The sequence below is a fragment of the Halobaculum sp. CBA1158 genome, assembly GCF_021431925.1.
Lineage (GTDB): Archaea > Halobacteriota > Halobacteria > Halobacteriales > Haloferacaceae > Halobaculum.
Genome location: NZ_CP090371.1, coordinates 140,084 through 162,137 on the forward strand (window position 1 = coordinate 140,084; position 22,054 = coordinate 162,137).

A 22,054-nucleotide genomic window follows, 5' to 3' on the forward strand; every position below is an offset into this window, starting at 1 on the left:
TGCCGCCACGGTGAGTACGTTCTTCCGTATGCCCTCCACCAGTATATCGTCAAATGTGCCCGATTGGATGAAGACACAGCGGAACCTCACAATCCTTGTAGCGATCCTCGTAGCCGTTCCGATAGCGTACGGCTTTCGGGTGATGGTCAGCGGTGCGGACTTCGGAGGCAGCTTTCTGCTGCTGATGACCCTTGCGGTCGGCGTTCCTTCGGCCTACGACGAGTACTGGCCGAAACACGACCGAATATGGAACGCGGTCATCTGGATGGTTTTGGCCTGCATAGTCGCCACCACGGAGTTCATCGGTCTCTATCTCCTCGGAACTGAGCTTGGCAATCTCTCTCCATTCCCTGCGTCAATCGGTGCGTTCCTCATTACTGACCTCGGGAACCTCGCGTGGCTCTCAGTTCGGAAACGTCAGCGCAATTCTGGCAGGTAGCATCTGTCCTAAGCTGTTCTCAGGGAAATCAGCGTGTCATAGAAACTTCCGCACGCTCTGCTTATCCAAGTCTTGTCAAGACTTCCGTGCAAGAGACAACGCGCGTATCGCTCACTGATCAAGATCGATATCGGTGAACTCAAACCGGGCTCCACCGTCAGTCCCATCGACGACCGCAACCTGCCAGCCGTGGGCCTCGGCGATCCGTTTGACGATCGTCAGCCCAAACCCCGTCCCGCCGCTTGCCGAGGTGTGCCCGGGGTCAAACACGTCCTCACGGGCCTCTTCAGGAATCCCCGGGCCGGTGTCTTCGACGTAAAATCCGCTGTCGTCAATTTGGCCGACGCGGACGGTCACGGCTGGCCCGCCGTGTTCAAGTGCGTTCCGAAAGAGGTTCTCGAAGACATGCTGGAGCCGGCCCCGGTCACCAGTAATCGTGACCTCGTCCGCGATCTCGATGGTTGCCTCGTCTGTTCGGACGTTTTTCCAGCACTTACCGAGTATATTGATTAACTCTATGCGTTCGGGGTCGGAGACGACTTGGCCCTGTCTGGCGAGTGTGAGCGTATCGGAGATGATTTCTTCCATACGATCAAGCGACTCGGCTATCGGGACAAGATGCTCGCTATCGCAGTCGTCGGCGAGCAGTTCTGCCCGGGCCTGTGCGACGTTGAGGGGATTGCGCAAATCGTGGGACACCACGCTTGCGAACTCGTCGAGTTGCTCCTTCTGGCTCCGGAGTTGTCGTTCCTGTTTGACCCGCTCGGTGATGTTCCGTGTGATACCGATGATCTGGGTCACCTCTCCGTTCGTCATAACTGGCGTAAGAACCGTTTGCCAAAACCGTGCGCCCGTCTCGACGGGGAGTTCCTCCTCGTACGAAATCGGTTCACGGGCTTGGACACACCGGCGGTAGTTAGCCTGAAGATCCGCTCCGATGTCCTCACCGAACACGTCTGTCGGGGTCTTCCCCTGAACCTCAGCGGTTGTAATCCCGGTCTGTTCCTCGTAGGCCCGGTTCAGGCGCTCGAAGCGAAACACGTACTCCGTGTCCTCTGACTCGACGGTCAGGAAGAAAATACTATCCTCGACATTCGCAAGGAGTGTTCTGTACTCTTCGGCGAGCCCCCGAAACTGTTGTTCCTGTCGTTTTCGCTGGGAGATGTCACGGCTATTCACGAGGATTCCGCTGATGTCCGGATCGTCGAACCGATTTTGCAGCGTTGCCTCGATCCAACACCACGAGCCGTCGGCACGACGAAACCGCGTCTCGATCACTTGGACATCATCAGGGTTCGTCTGAATGGTCTCGATAGCATCGGCAACGGCATCACGGTCATCGGGATGTTGATACTCATAGCCGACTTCTCCGACCAACTCCCCGGGCTCGTATCCGAGCGTCCGAGTGACCGAGGGGCTCACGTACGTAATCGTCCCATCCGAATCGATGATAGTCGCAATGTCCGAAGATTCTTCGACGAGCTTCCGATGCAAGTCCCCGTCCATAGAGGTGCTATGATGGGTCAGTACATAACTAACAGCACCGAACACAGAAAGCTGGCCCCCAATGAATTCACGCTCTATATCTTGCACTGCCTTCTGTAACTAGATCTACCCCAATATTTTCACGCCCGGTGGCACCGCAGTAAATCGGGTGGGACTGTTTCTATGACACGCTAGAGGAAGTAGTAAGGTAGGCAACTGTTGTATGACTCCCTGTGAGTGACAACACCGACCGCGCGTTGTCCGCTCGACACACCTCGGCCGATCACTGGAGCGCCCGATCTGTGAATGTCTCGTAAGCTTCGGCGATGGTCTCGATGATTTCGTCTCTGTCTTCGTCTGCGAGGCTGTCGCCTCGGAATTCGATGAGCGAATCGAGAACGACTTCAAACTCTGGTGGATCGACCGTCTTCGCCACGACAGTCCAGCCGTCCGCGTCGGTGTACGCGAGCGACGCCACGACGTTCGCAGTGAACACGAGGACGTTCCGAATTTCGCCAAGCGTTCCATCGCCTCCGACGAGACTGTCCGGAGTGGCTGGAATCACGAGCAGGTCGTCACGCTCGTGGGACAATCTGAGCGTCTCGCTAGCTGCGAGTGGTCGGTCGAGAAGTCCGCTGATCATTCTGCTCTCGACTCCGTATGGTACTCACCACCGGTCTTGAACTCGGTCAGCTCCTCGATCCGGCTCTCCAGCTCCTTGATCTCCTCGCGAAGTTCCTCGGCTTCAGGGTCGTCGCTCGTAGCGAGCCGGTCTTTCAGCCCCTGCAGTCGCGTTTCGCGTTGTTCCTCGTCAACCTCGGCCTTCCGGACGTACTCCGTTTCCTCGATATCGTACACGTCCGATTCGGAGAGTTCCGTCACGTCGAGAGCGTCGTCGACCTTGTCGCGGTCGACGCTCACCACGCGCTCGCGGTCGATGCCCGCGTCCTCCAACGCGGCCAGCACTTCCTCGTCGTCCCGGAGGTCTCGGTTGCGCCGCGTCGTTCGTTGGACGGAGCCGAACTGGCCGTGAACGGGCTGGTCATGGTGCAGGCGATCCAACAGCACGTCTGTCACGGTCTGGCGCAGGTCGTTGGCATCGCGCTGGATGTCCGAGAGCAGGGTGTAGAGATTGATGAGGGCGGGCGTGTCCAGCGCCTCCAGCGAGGAGAGGTCGTTCCGCTCCAGCGCGTCGACGAGAAGGAGTGCATCGCTGTAGACATCCACGTCGGGTTCAGTGCGCTCGGTGGAACCCTCGTCCGAGTCCTCGTCGTCTGTCCCCGTGATGATCTGGCTCCCGGTCGGTTCGTCGGTTTCGCGGATCACGCCCGCGCTCTCGTCGACCTCGAATCGTGGGTGCAGACTCAACACGGCGGGATACGGATCGGCGTCGGGCGGGAGCCGCGAAAGGTCGAATCCGTCGACGGTGTTACTGATGCGCTCATGGAGCGTCTCGAACTGGTCGCGCTGGAGCGGTCGGGTCTCGTCCACGTCGCGGTTGAGAAACTCGACGACGATTCGGTGTTCCTGTGTGTCGGTGATCCGGAAGCGACTTTGAGAGAGTGGTGTGAGCAGGGTCGCATCCTCGGCGAGATCCTCGCACTCGTCGAGGAGCGTATGCCACGTGACGCTGAACGGCATTACTGGGGAGTATCGTCGGAAGACAGGTAAAGCGTGAGGGTGGTTCGCTCAGACGCCGAGATCGCGGAATGTCCAGTCGTTCGGCAGGTTGGCGTCGAATCCGGTCTCTTCGACGAGGTCACGGATGCGCTGTTCGACCGTTTCGTCCAGCTCGAACGTGTAGTCGAATTCCTCGTGCCAGTCGTAGTACCGCGGCATCCCCGGCCAGTGGTCGTCCGTCTTCAGCCCGTAGACGCAGTCGAGCAGGTAGCGGCGATACGGCATATTGTCACGGGTGACGCGAGGGAGCGTCCCGTCGATCGACTCGTCTCTCACCAACTCTTCGAGCAGATCGACCGCCGCGTACTGGTCGGCGTAGAACGCATGTTCGAGCGTCGGATTGACGGAGAAGATGTCCTCCGAGGCGCGGGCACGGAGACGGTCGGCGACCGAGTGATCGGGATGGCCGATTCCCCATCCGTACGCGGGGACTTCCTCCCGCGCGGTATCGGCTGTATCGGGGGCATTGACTGCGATGTCATCGAGGTATTCGAGCCCCGCAACTGGAATCGCCGACACACCGTCGGTCAACCGCGTGCGGATCAGATTCCGTCCCACGGCGTTCGCAACCGTGGGTGTCACGAGCGGAATTTCGTCGTCTTCAGTGGGATCGTGAGCATCAATCACATCCTCGAGGAATGTCCAGTCCGCTGATCGCGCCGCCTTGTCGAGGGCGTCACTGACGCGCTCGTGGTACGGCCAGAACACGTCCCGGTATGTGTCGCCACTGTTGTCTTCCTCGAGTGCAGCCGAGAGCGCCGACTCGAATTCGACGACTGCGTAGTGAAGGGCGTCTTTGTCACCGTCCGAGAATCGATCGAGCAGGGTATCGAGTTCGGCAACGGACGCGTTTCGCTCTTCGGTTGGCGATGAGTAGCCGGAGTCAGAGCGATTTGAATCGGACGAAGTAGAGGATGTCTCCGATTGGACATCGCCACAGTTGTGGAGTCGAAGACGCGTGAGCGTATCGAACGACTCACCGCAATCGTCGCACTCGTGAGCCATAGTTCACCTACAGATGTCTGGCAGAAATGTGTTCCCGCTTTAGGCGGTCAGTTGGCTATCTCATCGCGATGACTCGCGTCGATGTCCACGTCGTGCTCGTCGGCGAGCATCTCCAACGCCGGTTCGTACGCCGGTCGGGTTTCCACCATCTGGCTGACCGTGGCGTCCAACGGAATCACGGGATTGCCGTCGACCCACTCGACGTCGATACTCTCTTCCTGCGGGAACAAGACATAGTGGACGCTCCCGTCAACATCGGCCGCATCCGGGCGCTCACCCACGGTCGTGTCGACCCCGAACTGCTCGAAGAACTCGATCCACCGATCGACATCGCGCTCGTGAACCTCGATAAACACGGGATAATCGTCGTGACTTCGAGCGATCTGGAATCCGCCGTTCGTCCAGACGTAGGCGGCATCGATCTCCGTGTAGGCGAACTCCATCCCGGCGAAGTGGGGGATCACGTACGCGTCCTCCTGTGAAACATCGTCGCGGCTGTACAATGTCCCCATCATCTCCTCGTAGCGCCGTCGCATCTCGTAGTCAAGAACTCGAACTCCGTTATCTGTATTTAAGATGATCTCTGCGTCGTCCAAGCGACCGATCCAGTCGTAGACCCATGAATACGACGTACCGATCTTATTCGAGATTCGGTTGATAGAATCCCCATGCTGTGCAGCCAATACGATCTTCGCAGCGGTAGGATTCATGAAGTCGGTCGTCGCCATCGTCTATTTAATTATCTCGAACGAGATGATAACTGATGAATATAGCGGTGCTGTGTTCCATCTGTGGCTCATCACCCATCTCAAGAATAGAAGTGAGAACAAGGAGTAAATATTCCCACACCATCTTTTCGGACATGAGTGGAGAAGTGCGAACGGACGAGCGTGGGCGCGTGACGATTCCGAAGGAGGTACGCGATCGCTACGGCGAGAAGTTCCGCCTCGTCGAGCTGAACAGCGGTATCAAGCTGGTGCCGATTCCCGACGATCCACTAGAGGCGTTGCGAGCGGCGGCTTCCGACGAGCTTTGCGAGGCGTCTCTCGCTGATCTCGAAGAGGCGGCTCAAGAAGAGGCACGCGAACAGGCTGTCGAGCAGATACGCTAATCTCAACTTCTGGCTGGCGCTACTGAAAGACGATGACCGGCTGACCGTCCTTGAGGTGGTGTATCTCCATCGTCCTGATCTCGATTTCCTTGCCCGTCGGAGGACGCCTCATCTGTCATCCTTCTGTATGCCGATTTACCCACTTTTTTGTGTGCTACCTCTGTTCACTCGCCAGTAAGAGCAATATTGTATGTCACTAGCTGATGCGCACAGACCGACGAACACGCGCGAGCGGTACCGCTTGATGACTGACGCGGCCTCCCGACCGTTTGCGGTCGGCGCCGTCGTCGTTCCCTTAGTACTGCCCGTCTTGGGCTATCTCTCGGGCGATGTCCGAATTATGTTCACTGTCCACCTCTTCCTCGGTGCCTTCTGGTTCGGAACTGCGGTACTCGGCGCGGTCGTGCTCGGGCCCGTGATGGGGAATCTCTCAGAGGAAGCCAACGTCGAGTTCGCTGAAGGCTTCGTCCCGAAGATGAACCTGCTGATGGAACCGGTCTCGGTCGGTGTGGTCGGCTCGGGGATTGGGCTCGCCAGCATGATGGGGCTGTGGGCATCTCCGACCCCATCGCTGTGGGCGGCACTCGTTCTCGCGATTGCGCTGCTCGTTCTCGGGTTCGGCCCACTCCACAAGTTCACAGCAGGCATGTTCGACGAGATCGCCGCCGACAATACTGACCACGAGCGCCTCGCCTCCCTGAACAAGAAGTACGGGATGCTGAGTCTGGTCGAACTCGTCCTGATGATCGCCATCGTCGCCACGATGTCCGGCCTCCGCTGGGGCTTCTAACACCGAATTTCCCGCCGGACAGCACTCGTTTTTCGCTCCATTCTATCCCTCTAACACTGTCTTCTCGGGGTAGTACCGACAACTTTGACGCGGCTGGCGCTTCAGGGAGGACATATGGCTGTTGACATCGCTATCTCTGATGCGCTTGTTCTCACGGTCGACGAGCGCAACCGTCTGTACGAGCGTGGGACGGTGCTTGTCGACGACGGTCGCATCACGGAGGTTCGAAAGTCCGAGGACGGCGATGGGGAGATCGAAGCCACGCACACGATCGACGGCGACGGAAAACTGGTGATGCCGGGACTGGTCAACGCCCACACCCACCTCGAACTGACGCCGCTGATCGGTGCGTTCAGCGACCTCGATTTGCTGGAGATGATGGGCAGTATGACGGCCATCTACGGCCGTCTCGGCGAGGGCGACTTCGACTATCTGGTCGAGGCAGGGTACGAGCTTGCCGCCCTAAACTTCCTCCTCGGGGGCGTCACGACGATCAACTCGATGGATATCCGGCCGAGTGCGGGCGCGGAGACGTTCGGCGAGGCGGGACTCCGGGGCTTCTTCGGATCGACCATCACGGATCTGTTCTGGGATGTTCCCGTCGACGAGCAGTTCGACCGCGCTCGGTCGTTCATCGACGAGTACCACGACACCTACGGCGGGCGAATCCGGGCGACGATCTGCCCGCACGACGACTGGTCGTGTACGCGTGACCTGTGGGAGCGCACCGCGGATCTCGCCGCCGAGTATCCCGACCTGCTCGTCCACACCCACTTGCTGGAACTCGAAGAGAGCAACACGATGGCGCGAGCATATGGCGGCGAGGATTCGCTCGATCTGCTCGATGACGTCGGATTGCTCGACGACCGGCTGGTTGCGGCGCATTTCCGCGTCGCCGACGAGGCGGATATCAAGCGCACTGCCGCGGCAGACGCGTCCGTGGCACACTGCCCGTCGGTGTTCTGCTACTGGAACCCGGACGCCGAGATGCAGTGGACGCCCGTCCCCGAACTGCGGGATGCAGGTGTCGACGTCGGGCTGGGCATCGACGACCACTACTGGCACGACTCCTACAGTATGTTCGGCGAGGCCCGACAGGCTCGTCTCGCGGCCAACGTCAAGCGGACGACCGGCCAGTTCTCTTCGATGGAACTGGTGCGGATGCTGACGATCGACGGGGCTCGTGCTCTGGGTGTCGGCGACGAGATCGGGAGCATCGAACCGGACAAGCGGGCGGACATCATCCTCCTCGACGTGGACAAGCCGAAGTTCACGCCGCTGACCAACGTGCCTGCCCACGTCGTGAACAACGCCGCGCCAGCCGACGTGGAGACGGTCATCGTCGACGGAAAAATCGTGATGCAAGGTGGGACACCGATGACGATGGACGCTGACGCGGTACAGGAGCGCGTGGAGGGAGCGGTCGAACGCTTCGCCGACGAGACCGGATGGGAACTGGACATTGGAGGCGGTGAACCGCCGGGGTCGGTCGAGACGATTCGAGACCTTCCTAAGCGTGGGCCCGCCCGCCTGCTCTCTCGGCTCGCCCTCCAATCGGCGCGTGACAAGCTCCCCTTCTGATCGACGATGTCCACGTCACTGTTTCCTCCCGGCTACGTCCGGTTCGATGACGTCCGAACCTCGATGCCGGAACCACGCCGGGTGCAGGTCTCTGAATCGGTCGCATTAGAAACGATTCATGTGGAAGGGCCGGATCCAGCAGTCGTGTTCGTCCACGGTGGTCTCGGCTCGCTGTGGAACCCGTATCCGCAACTGGACGCGTTCGAGGGCGAGCAGGAACTGGTGACGTATTCGCTGGCCGGAAACGGCAACTCCACGACGCGTCCAGAACAATCGCTCACCGGGCACGTCACCGACCTCCGGAACCTGCTCGATGCGCTCGACATCGACCGGCCGATCGTCCACGGCCACAGTTACGGCACCGCCATCGCGCTCGAATACGCCAAACGCCATTCGACGGCTGGCCTCGTGCTCCACGCAGGGGGAGACCACGACCTCACGCCGGCGTGGGAGAAACCGCTGTTACGGCTGTTCCTCGCGTTGCGGCTGTATCATCTGCCTGCGAACGACGCGCTCATCCGTCAACTGGCCTACGGCGTCGGCTTTCACGAGGAGACAGCCGAGGCCGTCGTTGAGGATTTCCTGCAATCAAACCCCTTGCCGCGCCGCCGATCAGCGTGGAACACCGTGACCGAGGCGTTCTGGGGCTACGACGGACGCTCAGATACAGAGCGGGTCGACGTGCCCACGCTCGTCATCCACGGCCCTGCCGACGGGATCGTCTCGGTCGATGCGGCACGCGGGACTGCGCGTCGGCTTCCTGACGGCGTGTTCTGCCGGATGGAGCGAACTGGGCACGTCGCTATGATCGAAAGGCCAGCAGGATACAATTGCCTCCTCCGAGCACTCATCACGACCGTCGAAGAGGAGTATGATCTCGAATCGGAGGTTCGAGACCGGCTTGGTGAGTACAACAGCGGGTAGTTGACCACCCCCACGAACACGTTGCCTCTCCGCTCACCCGGAACTTCTAACGAGAACGAGGTGACTGGCTTGGCGTAATGATAATCCGCAATCAAGCGTGTTCGGTTCCAGTAATCTCGAAACGTGTCCCGCCGGCCTCGCTTTCTGTGATCGTGATGTTCCACCCGTGGGCGTCGGCGATCTGCTTGACGATGCTCAGGCCGAAGCCTGTCCCGTCCTCCGCTGTTGAGTATCCTGCATCGAACACCGACTCGCGCTCGTCCGCCGGAATCCCCGGGCCGTCATCCGCAACGTAGAACCCGTCTTCGAGGTCTCCAACCGTCACCGTGACGTCGTCATCTCCGTGTTCGACGGCATTGCGAATGAGATTCTCTATTAGCTGCTGGAGACGGCTTCGATCGGCTCGAATCGTTGTGTCGGTCGTGATCTCGAGAGTCGCCTCGGCCGTTTCGACGTGTTGCCAGCACGCATCGCAGACATCCCCGAGATCGACATCTTCCATCTCGCTCACTCTGTCGCCCTCGCGAGCTAACGTCAGGATATCCTCGATCAGCGCATCCATCCGGTCGAGTGCTTGTTCGATGGGCGCTACCTGTTCGGTTTCACAGTCCTCTTTCAGGAGTTCCAGTCGTCCTTCGGCCACCCGCAGTGGATTCCGCAGATCGTGGGAGACGACGCTGGCGAACTCCTCCAAGCGCTCGTTTTGACGCGTCAGCTCCGCCTCGCGAGCGCGTATCTCTGCAGTCCGCTCGACCTGTTCGAGTGCCGCTGTAATATTGCTGGCCAAAATCTCCGCGAGAACACGATCCTCATCGTCGAAAGTTGCCGCTGTCGGTGAGCTGGCGATCAAAATCCCTGCCTCGCCGAGTGGAAGGATGAGTTCACTCCGCACCGGGGAGTCCGGATTGTAGATCTCCGGATTATCGTGGACATCCTCGATTGCACGTCCCTCGCCCTGTTCGTACACGCGCCACGCGATGCTGTCCTCGCCCGTGAACGTCGGTGGCTCACCGATGAGATCGCGTCCAGCATCGGTCTGCGCGACAGGAACGAGCCCGTCCTGCTCATCGTACAGATGAATCGCACTCGCCTCCAACCCCAGCACGTCGGCGGCGGCCTCAACGCCAATCTCGGCGACATCCGTTCGCGTCTCCGCGGCCATCAGCTCCGGCGTCGTTTCGTTGAGGGTTGCAAGGCGTGTCTCGCGCGTCTTTCTCGCGGTGATATCACGGTAGACCCACAGATGCCCGTCACCCTCCGAGAGTTCGATTGGATGGTAGCTCCGTGCATACGTCTGCCCGTCAGCAAGCTCCAACTCTTCGTTATACACCGGTTCTTGCCCAGCGATCAGGTCGTCAATCCGGTCGACGAATGCCTCAGAGTCAGCGAACGTGTCACTGATATCTGCCGCGAGTTGGGCGCAGTCCGTACCACGAATTTCGTCGGGGGAACCCGGCAGGTCGAACAGCTCGAACATCTGTTCGTTGACGGCGACGACGTTGCGTTCCTCGTCTTCGGCGAGCACGCCAACCGGGAGTGTATCGAACAACGTCGACAGGAGCGCATTCGTCTGCTCGAGTTCCCGCTCGTACTCCTTTTGCTCTGTAATCTCGCGGTCGGAGATGATGAGTGAGACGACGTCGCCCTCTTCGTCTCGGACAGGCCTGAAGACACCCTTGACGGTATATTGCTCACCACCGGGTTGGAGAAGATCAGTCTCAAACTCCACGTATTCGCCGTCTGCCGCCCGCTTGATCCAACCTTTCACGTCTTCTTGAAGCCTCTCTGAATAATTGAACCACGGCGTCTCCCAGAACGGTTTGTCCGTCACGTCCTCCCGTGTGGCGTTAACGTAGTCCATCGCGGTCTCATTGATTTCGAGAACCGTCCCGTCCGTGTCGATCAGACCGACGAGGATATTCGGATCGTCGAAGATCGCTTGATAGCGACGTTCCTTTTGCTTGAGTTCTTGCTCTCGCTCCTTGTACTCGGTAATCTCGCGAGCGATACCGATTACTTGGCGTGACTCACCACTGGATTCATTCTGGACAGAGACGGTATCCCGAATCCAGCGTACATCGCCCATCTCGGGTGTTGTTCGGTACTCTAATTGGCCGCCATCCCTCTCTCCGTCGACCAGTTGTTGGTAGAATTGCTGGAATTGGTCGCGGTCGTCTGGGTGTACCGCCTGCGCGAGATGGTCTTCCCACGTCGGCACCTCGTCTGCCGACAGCTCGAAAAACTCGTTGTAGGCCCCGTGTCGAACGACTTCGTCTGTGTCGCAGTCGATCTCGAAGATCACCGAGTTCGTGTGTTCGAGCGCGAGTTGCATCCGCTCGCGCGTGCGTTCAAGTGCCCGTTCGTGTGTCTTGCGCTCGGTGACATCCGCTGCGATACCGAGGACGGCCTGATCGTCGACATCGCCGAACTCGTACGGCTGTAATCGCGGTTCGAAGATGTGTGGCTCACCATCTGGATCGGCAATCTCAACTTCGGGAACTCGCTGTGTCGTCTCATCTTCGAGAACTTCGTCCAGATGTCGTCGAAATTGGTCAGCAGCCGATGCTTCAAGAACCTCCGCAATATTCGACCCTTCAATATCTTCAACAGTCGTGTCGTGGAACGTCGCGAGTGCTTCATTCGCCAGCAGATAGTTCCCTTCCTCGTCAACCACATAGAGAAGATGAGGAAGGGCATCGACGATCTCGCGCAACCGTTGCTCGCTTCGCTCGACTCGCTCCTGTGCCCGGTGGTGTTCGACAGCGTTCGTGATGCGGTTCGCAAGTACCGTGTACTGGTCGGTGCCGCCTTCCTTCTGGAGGTAGTCGGTCACACCAGCGGAGATGGCATCGCTCGCAACCTCCTCTGAACCCTTGCCAGTGAAGAGGATGAACGGCAGTTCGGGATGGTACTCCCGGACGGACTGGAGGAACTCAATCCCGTTCTGTCCGGGCATCTCATAATCCGATACCACACAGTCGAATTCGTTCTGTTCGAGTTCGTCTTTTCCATCGCTCGCACTGGTGGCTGTTTCGACAGCGAACCGGTCGTCCTCACGTTTGAGGAAAGTAGCGGTCAGATCAGCGAAATCAGGTTCGTCGTCAACATGAAGAACCTGAATGGAGTTTGGAGAGCCGTTGCTCATTATGTACAGCGTGATTGAGACAACGAATAACGGTTGGGACGTGAATATCGAGACTGAGTTCGACCATCTACATTTCCCTCCCCGATTGTTCAAATACCGTTGAAGTGGTGAATCAAATGTCTATGACATACTCGCGTATAATGCGAACCGAGCAACTATCAGCTCCAGAACTTCTTAGTGATTGCCAGATTCCGAACCTAGTATGGAACCGAAAGACTATGCCGTCCTGTTTGTACTCGACGTGATTGCAACCGTCGTTGGTATTTTTGTGTATCTTGGAATTGGTGGCTCATTCTAACCAGCGAGCAGGATAGAGATTAGCTGGGGTTGCGAGCGGCGGATTCAGACGAGCTTCGCGAGGCGTTGCTCGCCGATCTTGAAGAAGCACGCCGCGACGAGGCACGCGGGCAGACGAAAGAGCTGTGACGTACTCGGGGCGTCCGATACTGCCTCCGAGTGCTCGGGGGCTAATTAGTAGTCACAACAGGTCGGGCCGAGTAGTTGTAGAAGTCGTCCTTGCCAGACATGGGGATACCCGTTCGTTTCGTGTCGACCCGGGTAACTCGTTCGTTCGGCGGCCACGCGAACCGAAACGACCACGTCCCTCCCAGCACCCGCCGGATCGTATGCCGCCGTCTCTCGCGTCACCGCCGCCGGCGACGCTCCAGTCGTCAGCGGCTCTCGGGTCGCCGACGGGCATCGCGTCGACGTACTCCGCGGTCTTCGCGCCCGAGTTGTTCGTGCTCCTGTGCGGGCTGATCGCCCTCGGCTACGAGTGGCGGCGAGCGAGCCGACGATCGCTGGCGGGCCTCGCCGCCCGGATCGGCGTCCTCGGCGTCGGCTGGGGGGTCGCGTTCGCGGTGTATCAGGGGCTCCCTCGACTCCTCGCCGCCGCGCCCGCGTGGACGACGGACGCCACCGGAAGCGTGGGGCTCGGCGCCGGGTTGCTCGTCATCCGGGGATGGTGGCGACGCGCCGGGTGGGGAGCGGTCGTCCCCGAGTACGCGCTCGTGCTCGTCGCCGTGACCGTCCCGCATCTCGTGATCACTCCGGTGTGGGACGTGTCGAGCCACGTGCTGTACGCGGTGGTTCCGGCGGGCGTTCTCACCCTCGTTGACCGGCGGGCCGCACCGCTCGTGGTCGTCGCACTCGGCATGGTCGTCGCCCGACCGCTCGCCGGCGCACACACCTGGGGCGAGTCGATCGGCGGGCTGGCCCTCGGGGTCGCGGCGCTCGCGGTGTACGTGTCGGTCGGCGGGTTCGACGACCCGTCGCGGGCCGACACCTCGTCGCGACGACCGTGACAGTCGGAGAGCGGGTGACGCCGGAGACGAGCGGGTGGTAGATTAGCGTTCTACTCGTCCTCGTCGTCGCCCGTCTCGTCGCCGCTCCCCTCTTCGGACGCTTCATCCTCCTCCTCGACCGGCGCGTTCGGCGCGTGACGCTTCACGCGGTTGACGGCGTCGAGCGCCTTCGAGCGCGAGGTGTACCCCTCGCCGGAGGTTCCGAGGATCGTCCCGTTGCGGTGGCGAAGCCGCCAGCGGAACTCGCCGCCGGCGTCCTCGTACACCTCGACGGCCGCCGTGGTCATCGTGAGCCGGTCGGCCTCCGGGGCGTACTCGCGGACGCGGTCGACGGCGTCGGTCAGCGCCGAGCGGGAACTGTATCCCTCGCCCGAGTCGGCGATCGCCTCCCCGTTCGCGGCGACGAGCCGCCAGCGGTGCTCGGCGGCGGCGTCCTCGTACGTCTCGAAGCGGACGCCCGAGTCGGCGTCGACGCCGGCGTCGCCGGCGACCTCCTGGAACCTATCGGCGGCGCGTCGGGCGTTCGAGCGGTTCGCGTACCCCTCGCCGGAGTCGCTCAGGATGTTCCCGTTGCGGTGGACGAGTCGCCAGCGGAACTCGCCGGCGGCGTCCTCGTACACCTCGATCCCCGCGGGATCGAACTCCAGGTAGTCCGCGGGTCCGATCGACGACTGCACCGTCGCGACGCCGTCCGTGGCACCCCGCTTCGAGGAGAAGCCGCGGGTTCCGGCCGCGATGGTGTTGCCGTTGTCGTGGCGGAGCCGCCAGCGGTACTCGTCGTCGCCGTCGCGGTACAGTTGGAACCGCGCGGACGGCTCCTCGGCGACCGGCTCGACGATGGGCTCGGGCTCCTCCTCGTCGCGCTGCCACACGACCGCCGCGCCCAGCGAGTTTCGCTTGACGCTTCGCATCCCGCGGCGGGCGGTCCGGTCGCTGGAGTAGCTCTCGCCGGAGGTGGCGATGATGTTCCCGTTGCGATGGACGAGCCGCCAGCGCCACTTGCCGGACTTGTCGCGGTACACGTCGAACGTGGCGGAGCTCTTCGAGAGCGCGTTGACGTGGGAGGCCGCGGCGTTCAGGTCGTCGCGCACCGACGCCGTCTCCGTCCGGGCGGCCGCGCTCTCCTCGCTCGCCGTCTCGGCCGCGGTTTCGGCCGCTGCGGTCTCCGCTCGCGACTCCTCCAGGTCCGACTCGAGGGCCGCGATCCGGTCGTCGCGCTCGGCGACCGCCGCCTCCAGTTCCTCGATGCGTCGGTCGTCGGCCTCGTCGTCGGCGCGGGCGTCGACGAGCTGTTCCTCGACCGCCTGTCGGGCTCGACTCTGCCCCACCGATATCGGTGCGAGCGCGCCCGAAAGCGTGATGAGCGCCAGTCCGACGGTGTACACGGCGACGACGCCCCGTGCGGTTCCGGAGCCGAGCGCCCACTGCTGGGGGAAGACCGTGAGGAACCACGCCATCGCGGCCAGACAGACCACGAGGCCGACGTACACCAGTCGCTTCGCATTTCGATGGAACGACTGGCCGACGACGAGCCCCGCGAACGCGGTCGCGAGGCCGATCCCGGCGAACAGATACGCGATGCCGCGGGTGCCGGTCTGCCCTGCGCCCATCGACGTGAGGAACAGCGCCATTCCCACGATGGCCACGATCGTCCCGGCGACGAACAGCCAGTACCCGTACACCTCGTCGGTGGTGAACGGCTCCCCGAACCGTTCTCGGTACGTCGACACGAGCCGGCCGGTCTCGGATTCTACCATGGTATCTGGTAGCAAATTCCTGCCCGTTAGCTTCAACTTACGTGTTGCCGGTCCGCGGTCGACGAGCCCGATCCGACGACACCGGTTCGGGCGTCGACGGCCTCGCTCGCGACAGCGCCGAAACCGCGCGGTCGATCGGAACGGGAACCGCGGGTACTCGAAACGGGAACCGCGGGTATTTTTACGGGCACACTCGTAGCCCGCGATATATGTTCAAGGCCATCGTGAGTGCGTCTACCCTCCGCGACGCGCTCGATTCGGTGAGCGTGCTGGTCGACGAGTGCAAAATCCGTCTCAACGAGGACGAACTCGCGATCCGCGCGGTCGACCCGGCCAACGTCGGGATGGTCGACCTCACGCTCGAGGCCGCCGCGTTCGAGTCGTACGAGGCCGACGGAGGGGTCATCGGGGTCAACCTCAACCGCCTGGAGGACATCGCCGGCATGGCCGACACCGGCGACCTGATCGAACTGGAACTCGACGAGGAGACCCGAAAGCTCCACATCCATATCGAGGGGCTCAGCTACACGCTCGCGCTCATCGATCCCGACTCCATCCGCCAGGAGCCGGACATCCCGGATCTGGACCTCCCCGCCGAGATCGTGCTGGAAGGGGCACAGCTCGACCGCGGGATCACCGCCGCCGACATGGTGAGCGACCACATCCGCCTGCGCGTCGACGAGGCCGAGGAGGCGTTCTTCATCGAGGCGGAGGGCGACACCGACGACGTCGACCTCCGACTCGACCGCGAGGACCTCATCGATCTGCAGGCCGGCCCCGCGGACTCGCTGTTCAGCCTCGACTACCTCAAGGACATGAACAAGGCCATCCCGAAGGACGCGGAGGTCCGCGTCGAACTCGGCGAGGAGTTCCCTGTCAAGATGCACTACGAGTTCGGCGAGGGGATGGGTCAGGTAACGTATATGTTGGCTCCGCGTATTCAGAGCGACTGAGGTAGGCGTTTATTCTGCTCCCCGACGTTTGTTTAATTCCGATAACGCAGCGGTTGCGCTGTGCCGACGGTCCGAATTGTGGCCACTTACAACGGTGAGTAAGCACGCCACCGAACCGGCACTCTCGGTCCGTACCGGACCGCTTTTGTTGCACACATCCGACACGAAACCGTGACCGCCGCCTGGTTCTTCGACTGCGACGGAACGCTCGTCGAGTTCACGGCTCCGTACGACGAGATATTCGCGGACGCCTGCGTCGCCGTCGGCGTCACCCGCGACGACGCCGCGTCGATGCTCGATCCGTACAACGAGGCGTTCTTCGCCGCCTTCGACGACTTCCACCCGGAGCCGTACTGCGCCGGAATGGCGGCGGCGCTGGAGGAGACCGGACTCGGCGAGTCGACCGACGCCGACGCGGCGACGCTGGCCGAGTCGCTGTGTGAGACGGAGACGACGGCGACGACCGTTCGGGACGGGACCGTCGAGACGCTCGACGCGCTGGCCGAGCGCGGCGTCGCCTTGGGGGTGCTGACGAACGGGGTCGCAACTCAACAGCGCCGGAAGTTGGAACGCCACGGGCTGTTCGACCGATTCGATGCGTACGTCCCGAGCTACGAGGCCGGCGCACACAAGCCCGACCCCGAGCCGTTCGCGGTCGCCCGCGAGCGACTCCCGGCCGACGAGTACGTCTACGTCGGCGATTCGGCCGACCACGACATCGCGCCGGCCCGGGAGGCCGGCTTCCACGCCGTCCACGTCGACCACGACGCCGAGCGCGGCGTGGCGACGGTTCGGGACATCGGTGCGCTGGGGGGCTTGATCGTACAGCGCTAGCCGGACGGTCGCTCAGTCGTCGCCCTTCACGTCCCCGACCCCCCGCCGAGCGTCCTCCCCCGCGCCAACACGTACACCACCGGGACCAACAGCACAGCGCCGGCGACGAACGGCGACCAGTACGCCAGCACGTACGCCGAGGCGGCGACCGGCGGGCCGACGGTTCGACCGAGGCTCCCGGCCCCCTGCGTGACGCCGAAGGCCGCCCCCTGCGTCTCGTCGCTAGCGCGCTCGGAGACGAGCGTCGACAGCGAGACGTTCAGCGAGCCGTTGCCGAACGACAGCAGCGCGCCCACCGCGAACAGCGCGACCGTCGGGCCGGTGAGGACCGCTCCGTCCAACAGGCCGTCGCCGGTCCCGCCCGGCAGCGGGAGCAGCCCTCCGAGTTCGGGCGTGAACGGCAGGAGCGCGAGCGCCGTCGCCAGCGCTGTGCCGCCGATCACGGCCAGCCGGACCGCGCCGAGCCGGCGCTCCAGCGGCCCGACGAGCGCGCCCTGGTTGACCGTCCCGAGCACGCCGATGTAGGTGAGGAAGACGGCCGCGGCGGTCGCGTCGTAGCCGTAGAAGTCGGCCGCGAACGGGATGAACATCACCTGGATGCCCGCGAACGCGACCGAGGTGACGAAGTACGAGGCGACCAGCGGGCGGAGCGCGTCGTCGGCGAGCGCCGACCGGAACTGGCCGACGATCGAGCGGCCCCCTCCGCCCGTCCGGGTGCGTTCGGGCTCCGTCAGCACAGCCACCGCCGCGCCGGCGGCGAGGAACGACAGCCCGGCGGCGAGGAAGCTCGGGAGGGTGAACCGCGTCGTCGGGACGACCGCAGGGAGGAGGTCGTCGGCGGCGGCGACGACCTGATCGCTGGCGGCGACACCCCCCAGCGCGGGGCCGAACACGAACCCGAGCGAGAAGGCGGCACCGACGAGCCCGAGCGCGCCGGCCCGCTTCTCGCGCGGCGTCACGTCGGCGATGTACGCCTGCGCCGCGGAGATGTTGCCGCCGGCGGCTCCCGCGAGCGCCCGCGACAGCAGGAGCGTCGCGACGGCGGCACCGGTGCCGGCGACCGCGCCGATCTCGGTGGCGAAGCCGAACACCAGCCACGCGACCCCGGCCATCGCGACCGAGAAGGTGATGACGGGCCGGCGACCGCGCTCGTCGGAGATCCGGCCGAGCGTCGGCGCAGCGAGGAACTGCGCCAGCGAGTACGCGGCGGCGATCAGCCCGATGAACACGTCGCTGACGCCGAACGAGCGCACGTAGAAGGGGAGGATCGGGATGACGACCCCGAAGCCGAGCAGGTCGAGGAAGACGACGCCGATCACGACCGCGACGGCGCGGCGGGAGCCGCGCGGGCCGTCGCCGTCCGTGGACCCGGACGCGGAGTCGGGCGGGGAGCCGTCGCGGGAAGCGCACACGGGGGAATCGTCGGCCGGCGATGACTTAGCGGTCGTGGTGAGTTCCCGGGACAAGACACTTGACGCTCCTGTGTCCACGCCCGACGATGCCCTCCGATCGCACAGCACTCGTGATCCTCCTCGTCGGGCTCCTGCTGGTCCCGGGCCCGGCGTACGCGTTCGCGCTCGACGACCTCGGCCAGGAGGAACGGCACCGAAGCTCGACGGGGTACTCCGCTACTGAAGTCGACGTTTCGAACGACACGGTGCTGGCGGATCGCTACGGGACCGAACTCTCCGTCCGGCCGTCGAGCTTCCAGTATCGCCACGTCCGCGAGCGCTACCGCGCGCCGAACCGGACGCGCGAGACGCTCGAAGCCGCGATGGCCGACGGTGACGCGGCCGTCGAGTCGGACGCGGTCGCCGCCGACCTCCGTCGGCTCGACCGGAACCACTCGTTCCTGACGGCCGAGTACGACACCTACTACGCGTTCGATGTCGCCGACGGCGAACTCACGGCGACGCCCGCGAACGACGCCGAGGTCGCCGGGGTCGTCCGAGACCAGTTGGTCGTGAACTACAGCGCGCTCCCGCCCGACGAGCGGCGCACGTTCCGGAAGATCCGCAACGCGACCGCCTCCGAAGAGGCGTTCGACTACCGGCCGTGGAGCGACGAGCCGGTCCCCGAACGGCCGATCGTCGAGCGCGACGGACGGTACTACGCCGTCGAGGTCACCTCCCACACCGACGACTTCGATTTCCCCGACGGACTGCTGCTCGGGCTGGCCGGCTCCGGCGTCGGCGTCGTCGCTGTGGTGGGGGGACTCGGCACCCTCGGGTACAATCGCTGGCGAGGCTGACGTGAGACGGGAGACCGGCCCCGCGACGGCCCCGACTCAGCCGTGCCGTTCGATCACGCGCTGTGCGGCCTGCGCTTTCTCCTTCCAGCCGTAGCCGGCCTCGTACACGTGACGCTTGCTGTCGACGAGCTGCTCGGGACTGGACTCCTCGAAGCCGCCCCGCTCCCAGGTGCCCGACCGGTGGAGCCAGTCGATGACGTTCTCTCGGGTCTCCGCCCACGAGAGACCGACCATCTCGTACCAGGCTATCAGACTGAATATCGCGTTGTCGTGACACCCCGGATAGCTCCCCTCGCGGTAGACGGTCGCCATCGGCTCGCGGGTGGGCTCGGACACCTCCTCGCGGTAGCGCTCGGCGGTGAGCAGCTCCAGCGTGTCGCCGTTCTCTTCGATGCGGCCCTCGCGCCGGAGCAGGTCCAGCGCGGCGCGGTGGAGCCCGGACCACTCCCCGTGGACGGCGTGCTGGAGCGCCGATTCGGTGACGGACTCGTCGACGAGCACGGTCAGGACGTCCGTGTACGCCTGCTCGATGTGGTGCCACTCGGTCCCCTCGAAGTCGCAGTCGGCGTCGTGCAGGCTGTTCGTGGTGCGACAGCCCGGACAGGGATACGCGAACCGTGGCACGGTCACTCTCCGATGGGTGCGTTCCCGCCTTAGATGTCGTGGTTCGCCGATCGGGGGGCGGCACTCGACACCCGATTTCCCGGAGTTCGACCGACGGGCTCCGACGCTCAGGGCTCGTGGACGTGCCCGCACTCGGGACACTTCACCTCCTCGCCGCGCACCTCCGCGCTTGCCTCCCGAACGTCGCGCATCACCGAGGAGATCTTGTCCTCGGCGGCCAGCTCCTCCTCGACGGCGAGGTCCGCGCCCTCGACCTCCAGCAGGAACTTCGCGACCTCCGTCGACTCGTACATCACGTCGTCGAGGTCCTCGGCGGTGAAAAAGCCCGACATCGCGCCGTAGAGGAACGTCGCGCCCGCCTTTCGCACCTTCTCCTCGAAGGAGGCGCGCGCCTGGTTCACCGCCTGCGGCGTGTAGGTGTCGGTCATGAACGGCACGAGTTCCGGGAGGTTCTCGCCGATCTTCGTCATCTCGACGCCCGTCTCCGTCCGGAAGTCCGCACACAGCCGCGCGATCGCCCACTCGCGGGCGGTGACGTACGTGCGGTCGCGGAGGAACTCGTTGACGCGGTCGTACTCGGCGCGCTCCATCTTCTGGAAGCGGTCGTACTTCGCCACGTCCTCCGGCACGTCGGCCCCGACGTCCGGTCCCGGAACCGATCCCTCGCCGGCGCGGTCCGCGTCGTCGGCGTCGCCGGTTCGGTCGGCGTCGCCGCCGTCGTCGTCGCCGTCGCCGGTGCGGTCATCGGCGGCCTCGCTGGCCCCTCCGTCGTTTCCGGCGGCTCCGTCGACATCGCGCTCCTCACGGGCGTCGGCTCCGGCGGCCGTCTCGCGCTCGTCCGTCTCGCCGGCGACCTCGCCGCCGTCGGTCGCGCCCGTCCCGGCGGCCTCGGCGGCCGGACTCTGTCTCTCCCCGGAGTCGTCGGTCATGACGCCCCGTAACCGACCGACCGAGAAAAAGCCGTCCCCGCGTCGGTCGGGCGTCCGACGGGTCGCGCACGGCTTCCGTCGCTGTCTTCGGTGCCGTCGCTGTCCTCGGCGACCGCGTCGCCGTCGCGGTCGATGCCATCGCCACCGCCGCAGTCGCCACCGCCGTCGTCGAGACTGTCGCAGCCATCGTCGAGACTGTCGTCGCTGTTACCGGGACCGCCAGCGGTCGCGGTCACCGTCACGGCCGGCGATCGTCGTCGCCGGCGGCACGTTTTTGTCCGGCCCAGCCGACCGTCGGCGCATGAAGGTACTGCTGGGCGTCGGCGGGAGCGAGGACTCCTTCCGGGCGCTCGAGGAGACCGTCGAACGGGCGCGGGCCGCCGGCGACGACCTCACGGTCGCGGTCGTCGAGAACCCGCAGTCCGACCACACGCCCGACGCCGTCGAGGACCGCGTGCGATCGGTGCTCTCGGAGGTCGACCTCGCGGCCGACGTGCGCCGCGTCGAGGGCGACGCCGGCAGCCGGATCGTCGCCATCGCCGAGGAGGAGGGGTTCGACCAGATCGCCATCGGCGGGGGCGAGACGAGCCCGATGGGCAAGATCAACCTCGGCAGCATCGCCCAGTTCGTCCTGCTGAACTCCCACGTCTCTGTGAAACTGGTCAGATGAGCGGCGACCGCATCTACCCGGACGAGCCCGCCGGCCCGTTCGAGCCGCCGCCGACGACCTTCGAGGACCGCGAGGGTCGCGCCATCGAGATCCGACCGTACCCCCCGGACGCCGACGGTGAGTCCGGCGAGGCGGCCTTCGAGTCGCTCGTCGAGATGTACCTCGCGTTCGACCCCGCCGACCGCGCGCAGGGGATCCCCCCGGGTCGGGAGTCGGACGTGCGGTCGTGGCTGGAGACGATCCTCGGAGACGGCGGCTACAACGTCATCGCCTGGGAGGGAGACACCGCCGCCGGCCACGCCACGCTGGTCCCCGACGGCGACGCCTACGAACTGGCGATCTTCGTGCTCCAGGCGTACCAGGGCGCGGGCATCGGCACGCACCTGATGGAGGCGCTGTTGGGCCACGGTGCCGACAACGGCGTCAAGAACGTGTGGCTCACCGTCGAGCGGTGGAACCGGGCGGCCGTCGGCCTCTACAAGAAGGTCGGCTTCGAGACCAGCGACGCCGAGTCGTTCGAGTTGGAGATGACCGCCCGGCTCGCGACCCCGGAGTAGCGGCCGTCGGCGACG

Annotated in this window: 22 protein-coding genes; 11 read left to right on the forward strand and 11 right to left on the reverse strand. The window is 63.8% G+C overall.

The features are described 5' to 3' along the window. The first annotated feature begins 28 nt into the window (after positions 1-28). Positions 29-439, forward strand: coding sequence for a hypothetical protein (locus Hbl1158_RS00640; RefSeq protein WP_234298159.1), 411 nt, complete (start codon positions 29-31; stop codon positions 437-439). 111 nt (positions 440-550) lie between these two features. On the opposite strand, the gene Hbl1158_RS00645 is transcribed toward Hbl1158_RS00640, so the two are convergent. The 5 genes from Hbl1158_RS00645 to Hbl1158_RS00665 form a co-directional block, all read right to left on the reverse strand. After that, positions 551-1,945 (reverse strand): PAS domain-containing sensor histidine kinase, encoded by a 1,395-nt coding sequence (locus Hbl1158_RS00645; protein ID WP_234298160.1) that lies wholly within the window; start codon positions 1,943-1,945, stop codon positions 551-553. Positions 1,946-2,207: 262 nt separating this feature from the next. Continuing rightward, positions 2,208-2,567 carry a hypothetical protein gene (locus Hbl1158_RS00650; RefSeq protein WP_234298161.1) on the reverse strand — a complete coding sequence of 120 codons (360 nt, stop codon included), beginning with the start codon at positions 2,565-2,567 and terminating at the stop codon, positions 2,208-2,210. Further along, the gene (locus tag Hbl1158_RS00655; RefSeq protein WP_234298162.1) at positions 2,564-3,565 is read right to left on the reverse strand and encodes a hypothetical protein; all 1,002 of its coding nucleotides are present in this window, start codon (positions 3,563-3,565) and stop codon (positions 2,564-2,566) included. Before Hbl1158_RS00655 ends, Hbl1158_RS00650 begins: the two co-directional genes overlap by 4 nt. Positions 3,566-3,613: 48 nt before the next feature. After that, entirely contained in the window at positions 3,614-4,609 is a 996-nt protein-coding gene (locus Hbl1158_RS00660; RefSeq protein ID WP_234298163.1) for a hypothetical protein, read from the reverse strand. Positions 4,610-4,656: 47 nt separating this feature from the next. After that, a complete protein-coding gene (locus Hbl1158_RS00665) occupies positions 4,657-5,337 on the reverse strand; it encodes a helix-turn-helix domain-containing protein (RefSeq protein WP_234298164.1) in 681 nt (226 codons plus the stop codon). A 134-nt stretch (positions 5,338-5,471) separates the two neighbouring features. Between Hbl1158_RS00665 and Hbl1158_RS00670 the strand changes: the two genes are divergently transcribed. From Hbl1158_RS00670 to Hbl1158_RS00685, 4 genes are all read left to right on the forward strand, one after another. Next, on the forward strand, positions 5,472-5,720 hold the full coding sequence (locus Hbl1158_RS00670) for an AbrB/MazE/SpoVT family DNA-binding domain-containing protein (protein WP_234298165.1): 249 nt from the start codon (positions 5,472-5,474) through the stop codon (positions 5,718-5,720). A gap of 244 nt (positions 5,721-5,964) precedes the next feature. Beyond that, positions 5,965-6,510, forward strand: a complete 546-nt coding sequence (locus tag Hbl1158_RS00675; RefSeq protein WP_234298166.1) for a hypothetical protein — start codon at positions 5,965-5,967, stop codon at positions 6,508-6,510. Between the two features lie 114 nt (positions 6,511-6,624). Beyond that, positions 6,625-8,091, forward strand: a complete 1,467-nt coding sequence (locus tag Hbl1158_RS00680; protein WP_234298167.1) for an amidohydrolase family protein — start codon at positions 6,625-6,627, stop codon at positions 8,089-8,091. Between the two features lie 6 nt (positions 8,092-8,097). Further along, positions 8,098-9,015, forward strand: coding sequence for an alpha/beta hydrolase (locus tag Hbl1158_RS00685; protein ID WP_234298168.1), 918 nt, complete (start codon positions 8,098-8,100; stop codon positions 9,013-9,015). Positions 9,016-9,106: 91 nt separating this feature from the next. Here the strand turns inward: Hbl1158_RS00685 and Hbl1158_RS00690 are convergent, their stop codons facing one another. Beyond that, entirely contained in the window at positions 9,107-12,160 is a 3,054-nt protein-coding gene (locus Hbl1158_RS00690; protein WP_234298169.1) for a PAS domain S-box protein, read from the reverse strand. A gap of 626 nt (positions 12,161-12,786) precedes the next feature. On the opposite strand from Hbl1158_RS00690, the gene Hbl1158_RS00695 reads away from it, so the two are divergent. Next, entirely contained in the window at positions 12,787-13,464 is a 678-nt protein-coding gene (locus Hbl1158_RS00695; RefSeq protein WP_234298170.1) for a hypothetical protein, read from the forward strand. Positions 13,465-13,514: 50 nt separating this feature from the next. Here the strand turns inward: Hbl1158_RS00695 and Hbl1158_RS00700 are convergent, their stop codons facing one another. Next, positions 13,515-15,221 carry a DUF1508 domain-containing protein gene (locus Hbl1158_RS00700; protein WP_234298171.1) on the reverse strand — a complete coding sequence of 569 codons (1,707 nt, stop codon included), beginning with the start codon at positions 15,219-15,221 and terminating at the stop codon, positions 13,515-13,517. Positions 15,222-15,430: 209 nt separating this feature from the next. Between Hbl1158_RS00700 and Hbl1158_RS00705 the strand changes: the two genes are divergently transcribed. Continuing rightward, positions 15,431-16,174 (forward strand): DNA polymerase sliding clamp, encoded by a 744-nt coding sequence (locus Hbl1158_RS00705; protein ID WP_234298172.1) that lies wholly within the window; start codon positions 15,431-15,433, stop codon positions 16,172-16,174. A 171-nt stretch (positions 16,175-16,345) separates the two neighbouring features. After that, positions 16,346-17,008, forward strand: a complete 663-nt coding sequence (locus Hbl1158_RS00710) for an HAD family hydrolase (RefSeq protein WP_234298173.1) — start codon at positions 16,346-16,348, stop codon at positions 17,006-17,008. 26 nt (positions 17,009-17,034) lie between these two features. Here Hbl1158_RS00710 and Hbl1158_RS00715 read toward each other — a convergent pair whose 3' ends face one another. Next, complete coding sequence (locus Hbl1158_RS00715) at positions 17,035-18,420, reverse strand: MFS transporter (protein WP_234298174.1); 1,386 nt, start codon at positions 18,418-18,420, stop codon at positions 17,035-17,037. Positions 18,421-18,506: 86 nt separating this feature from the next. On the opposite strand from Hbl1158_RS00715, the gene Hbl1158_RS00720 reads away from it, so the two are divergent. Beyond that, positions 18,507-19,259 (forward strand): hypothetical protein, encoded by a 753-nt coding sequence (locus tag Hbl1158_RS00720; RefSeq protein WP_234298175.1) that lies wholly within the window; start codon positions 18,507-18,509, stop codon positions 19,257-19,259. A gap of 36 nt (positions 19,260-19,295) precedes the next feature. Here the strand turns inward: Hbl1158_RS00720 and Hbl1158_RS00725 are convergent, their stop codons facing one another. The 3 genes from Hbl1158_RS00725 to Hbl1158_RS00735 form a co-directional block, all read right to left on the reverse strand. Beyond that, entirely contained in the window at positions 19,296-19,883 is a 588-nt protein-coding gene (locus Hbl1158_RS00725; RefSeq protein ID WP_234298176.1) for a hypothetical protein, read from the reverse strand. A gap of 107 nt (positions 19,884-19,990) precedes the next feature. Continuing rightward, the gene (locus Hbl1158_RS00730) at positions 19,991-20,812 is read right to left on the reverse strand and encodes a DUF5806 family protein (RefSeq protein WP_234298177.1); all 822 of its coding nucleotides are present in this window, start codon (positions 20,810-20,812) and stop codon (positions 19,991-19,993) included. Then, positions 20,809-21,054, reverse strand: coding sequence for a hypothetical protein (locus Hbl1158_RS00735; RefSeq protein WP_234298178.1), 246 nt, complete (start codon positions 21,052-21,054; stop codon positions 20,809-20,811). The genes Hbl1158_RS00730 and Hbl1158_RS00735 overlap by 4 nt, the downstream gene beginning before the upstream one ends. Before the next feature lie 59 nt (positions 21,055-21,113). Between Hbl1158_RS00735 and Hbl1158_RS00740 the strand changes: the two genes are divergently transcribed. Both Hbl1158_RS00740 and Hbl1158_RS00745 read left to right on the forward strand, forming a co-directional pair. After that, a complete protein-coding gene (locus Hbl1158_RS00740) occupies positions 21,114-21,482 on the forward strand; it encodes a universal stress protein (RefSeq protein WP_234298179.1) in 369 nt (122 codons plus the stop codon). After that, positions 21,479-22,039 carry a GNAT family N-acetyltransferase gene (locus Hbl1158_RS00745; protein ID WP_234298180.1) on the forward strand — a complete coding sequence of 187 codons (561 nt, stop codon included), beginning with the start codon at positions 21,479-21,481 and terminating at the stop codon, positions 22,037-22,039. Before Hbl1158_RS00740 ends, Hbl1158_RS00745 begins: the two co-directional genes overlap by 4 nt. Positions 22,040-22,054 lie beyond the last annotated feature (15 nt).